The organism is Nostoc sp. CALU 546 (assembly GCF_048836525.1).
Genome location: NZ_JAWJTF010000227.1, coordinates 1 through 3,512, shown reverse-complemented (window position 1 = coordinate 3,512; position 3,512 = coordinate 1). Strand labels below are relative to the sequence as shown.

The following is a 3,512-nucleotide window of genomic DNA, read 5'->3' as shown; positions in this document are numbered from 1 at the left end:
CGGTTCTGCTGTATTTAACGCTAAGGATTATGCTGAAGCCATTACAGCAATTCGCAACAGCAAGCGTCCTAGCCCAGAATTAGCTAAGGTTTAATTCATTTTTGGATTAACTATTCTCCACAAAAAAAGGTGAGTAAATTGCTCACCTTTTTTATGTGTAAATAAAAAAACTGGAAGCTATTCAAGTTTTGAACCTCCAGTAGTTACTATATAAATTGAAAGTTTAGAAACCAGAGATAATCCAGGTTGGGAGGACTAGGATTACAATAGTTGAAAGAGAAGCGTATGAGCTACTAGTTCTACCAGCCAAGGAAACGATTTCACCGTAACTTTTCTCTTTCTGTTCCTGGTATTGATGTTAAGCGTTTGCTTTATTAACTAAAGCAACACCAAGCACAGGATAGGAAGTCTTATAAGCATTACTCGCACCGTCTGCAGTCGGTTAAAGCTGTATAAAATTTGGATTGGGGGAATCCACCTCTCCAAATTTTCTTTGCTCAGACTTCCTCAAAAATAGAACCACCAGTAGCAACGGTTGGATCATCAGTCTTGGTTTAGGAGTTATTTACCCCATGAAATGCTGACTACTTTTGTAATCAGTTTGATTTATTTCATAGTCAGAACTAATCATTGATTTTATTTAATTAAATTAACTTGCTTGCCAATCACCTCTATTTTGGTTCAAGTTGTAGTTGTTATTAGTTTACCAATACTGTCAGTATATATTTGCCATTTTGGCAGATTTTTGCAAAAAGTTATCAAATTAATGAGTGCTATAGAAAACCTGCCATGCTATAAATTTTAAATTAGCATAGCAGGTTCTCAGAGACGGAATCACCTCTAGGGCAGAATCTATTGATTCAAAATACTTTTTAATTGAATCCACAAGATTTCAAGGATATATCTTGAGTATTCTCTGGTTTTAATGGTGATTTGCTCGATTGATGTTCGTTAATGTGCTGTGTCAATCTTTGGTCTAAACTACCACCACGGATGTCTGTTTTTTTCTTTCCAACGACTTCCAGATAAGCTAGGTCTTTAATTTTGCTTAAGCAGCTTGATGATACATTACTATCAGACCTAGAATCATTAGCGTGTTTCAGCATTTTGAGATTTTCACTTTGCTGTTGTTTGGTTCTGTTGGCTTGAGAGTTTTCTTTGAGCAACCGATTGTAGGTGCGATATGGAATGTAATGGAGAGGATTATAACCACCAAATCTCAGCATTAAAACACATGCCCAGGAATACTTCCCAGCAAGAATTGCTTCAACTACTTTGTCAAATTGTTGAGCCTTGACTGTCTTATCTAAGTTGTTACTAATGCCAGCAATGTCTTGATTCATCATAGTTTTTAGTTATCTGGGATGAAGTAAACTAGTTCAGGTTCTGCGATTGTTGCTGTTTCAATTGATGTGTACAGACTGCACTAGCCTTTTTGCAGCTGTGGAATCGCTTCTCGGAAATTATCAGCAATGGGACTGTGTTGGATGTTGACAAGAGATAAAAATCTATGAATCAACAGACGTGTACATAACTTTCCCAAGCTCTGATTGACTCTTGCAGCTTTGAGCGGTAAAGACTCAGGCTGATGATTCTTTCTTTCCATGAACTGACCTTTGATTAAAAACTTGATTGTTTTTAATCAAGTTTGTTGGCTGCTCAGTCTTAATTATCCAGATTCCCTCCAATGAATGGAAGAAACTGTAGCTTTTACTTTTTATTAAGTGAAAGTTCAAAATTTATCTTTTGTCTTGTCGGATGACTGATAGGACAAAATCTCAGTGTGATTATTGGTAGATGTAGTTTTATCTTGTTAAACTTTCTCAACTCCTAATTCAATAAATTGTCTCTGTTCAAACGGTTGTATTTCTTACTACTGCTGAATTAGGCATTTTCCGGGAAAATTGCATATTTTTTTGGATAGTGGAGAAAATTTATTTATCTTTGAGCGTTAACAACGTCATTCGTATTTATACTATTTTTTGTCGTTAATGTCATCTACTAAGTTAGCAGATTTATAAGCTAAATTTACTGAATGTATTCTGATACTTACTTGCGTATTGTGCAACTTTTACTTTTGTCCCTCTTTGCTAATTCATGGGGGGTCTTACCCCTCACACAATATCAATTTAAACCTTTTAGTATTGTCAAGTCACTAGAAAATATTACCATTAAATCTGATGTAAAACAACTTCTAAAAATAGTATATACAGAGAATAAAAAGTGTTAGCAGGCATGGTGTTGAGCCTATTTTTCAATAAGTTCAATTAGAGGACTATATCTATCAGCCTTGTATTTCTTGATTTACAAGAGCTACAGCTTCAGCGTATCTACATGAAAACGCTGTAAACTGATCATAAATATTTCATGAGTGTCAGTCATGAATTTATAGATAGCCTAGTTTTAAAATTAAATTACTGGTTATGAATAATAGAGGAATCGTAAGTTGTTTAAAAAGTCTCAGTACTCTTGTATGGGGTGTTAGCAGAACGTAACGCACCCTACATATATTTCAAAAACAAATAATAGTCTTATAGCTTTAATCATCATTATTATGACTAAAGTAAAATGACCATAACTGTATGCTTTTACCCAAAAAGGTGTGGCAGATTAAGTCTGTACAGCATTAAATAATTTTGTAATAGAGATAAAGCAGCTAATACAGAATATTATTAAGCTGATTTAGTAGTATTTTTTTATGTATTAATATTTAAAATATTTATAAACTTGAGATTAAAAATGTAGTGGTACTTGGACTAAATAGTAGTAAAAACACCAATTACCATGAGTTCTTCATGAATGCCTTGCTCAACAAGAATACCTCGGTCTAGAACACTGCGCTGTTAAGGTAATGCGCCAGATATCCAAAATCAGGAAGCTGATGGTAAAAAGATTAACGGAAAAGAAGCTTTATCCTATTTAGCTAGCTCCAAACTCTGGATGCGAAAGCCACGCCTTGGCTATGGTTGGGAAATCAATATGCGATCGCCTTTAACTCTCCAGACAACTATATAATGAATTTCTTGCCAATCAGCTATCTGTGGGTTATAATATGAGTCCGGCTTACTAAGACTCGCCCTCACTAATAGCGCTTCATATCCCAAAGTTTGGGCTACTTTTGCTAAACCCTGGAGAGATACACGTCTATGATCTACCCGCGCTAACTGAGGCAAAGTGTAGAGATTTAAACATAAGCTCCAGTATTGGCTAATCATTGCCAAGCACGTAGCACCACGATCTGGTGAACTTTGTTTTTGAGTAAAGGAATAGGAACGCCATAACCTAGCCTTTGATTGTGAACATAGTCTGGGAAATATTAGCAATATTTATCGCTAAAGCTAGTAATATTCGCATTTTTTGAAACGTAGTCTTGAATTCTCAATGCTTCAACTCTTACCATTACTGTAATTTTCCCTCGCTTCCGGAAACACTCGGAAAATAAAATCACAAATCTAGACTCTGCTTTCTCAGATGAAGATGGGCTAAATTTGGCAACGCGCATATTATATGTG

At 35.3% G+C, this 3,512-nt stretch carries 4 protein-coding genes and 1 pseudogene; 1 reads left to right on the top strand and 4 read right to left on the bottom strand.

All coding sequences use genetic code 11. The features are described 5' to 3' along the window. Positions 1 to 94 (top strand): annotated as a pseudogene (locus tag RRG12_RS41885) (ribulose-phosphate 3-epimerase); the annotation flags it as partial. A 778-nt stretch (positions 95 to 872) separates the two neighbouring features. On the opposite strand, the gene RRG12_RS41880 reads toward RRG12_RS41885, so the two are convergent. The 4 genes from RRG12_RS41880 to RRG12_RS41865 form a co-directional block, all read right to left on the bottom strand. Beyond that, positions 873 to 1,343: a HetP family heterocyst commitment protein gene (locus RRG12_RS41880; protein ID WP_069069289.1), complete on the bottom strand. Its 471-nt coding sequence runs from the start codon at positions 1,341 to 1,343 to the stop codon at positions 873 to 875. 83 nt (positions 1,344 to 1,426) lie between these two features. Further along, the gene (locus tag RRG12_RS41875; protein ID WP_069069290.1) at positions 1,427 to 1,606 is read right to left on the bottom strand and encodes a hypothetical protein; all 180 of its coding nucleotides are present in this window, start codon (positions 1,604 to 1,606) and stop codon (positions 1,427 to 1,429) included. A 1,354-nt stretch (positions 1,607 to 2,960) separates the two neighbouring features. Next, on the bottom strand, positions 2,961 to 3,215 hold the full coding sequence (locus tag RRG12_RS41870; RefSeq protein WP_420759239.1) for a cysteine peptidase family C39 domain-containing protein: 255 nt from the start codon (positions 3,213 to 3,215) through the stop codon (positions 2,961 to 2,963). Between the two features lie 101 nt (positions 3,216 to 3,316). Continuing rightward, positions 3,317 to 3,512: hypothetical protein (locus RRG12_RS41865; protein WP_420763208.1), on the bottom strand; the 196-nt coding region annotated here is incomplete at its 5' end.